The sequence below is a fragment of the Oleiphilus sp. HI0080 genome, from assembly GCF_001635135.1.
The window spans coordinates 1-492 of sequence record NZ_LWFU01001200.1 but is presented as its reverse complement, the minus strand read 5'-3'; the positions used below and the strand labels follow the sequence as shown (position 1 = coordinate 492).

1 protein-coding gene and 1 other RNA gene are annotated in these 492 nt (G+C 47.6%); both read right to left on the bottom strand.

Going from position 1 to position 492, the window contains the following annotated elements:
* Window positions 1–168, bottom strand: a non-coding RNA gene (gene ssrS, locus A3751_RS21115) — 6S RNA; the annotation flags it as partial.
* Window positions 169–260: 92 nt separating this feature from the next.
* Window positions 261–492: cell division protein ZapA (locus A3751_RS21110; protein WP_068458794.1), on the bottom strand; the 232-nt coding region annotated here is incomplete at its 5' end.

Genomic DNA, 492 nt, shown 5'->3' with positions numbered 1-492 from the left:
TATACGTCAGGTATTCGCCACCTTGAACCGAAAGGTTCAAGGTGGCGAATACCTGACGTATATTAGGCTTTCCCGCCGAAGGGGACATGCACACAACACGTGAAATACTTGCCTATAAAAAAGTATCGGCTCGAGGACTTATCTGGCTGGCGAACATTCCAGGTCACGGTCCTAGTATAATTTTTCCTAGCCAAGTTTACAGTCCGCGTTACTAAAAAAAACATAATGCAGGATGGCTAGCCCAGACAATGTTTTTTGTGTTACCGGGATTCTTTCGCTGCAAGTATCTGATCCATTTGCGCTTCAAGCTTGCTCAGCTTCTGCTCCTCTCCACTAGAGCTCATCGAGCTCTGCATCAGCTCGTATGTTAGATTGAGCGCCGCCATAACGGCAATGCGCTCACTTCCGAAAACCTTTCCTGAACCACGAATCTCGCGCATTTTTGCGTCGAGCTGCACAGACGCTTCACGCAGTTCTTTTTGTTTGTCTGGT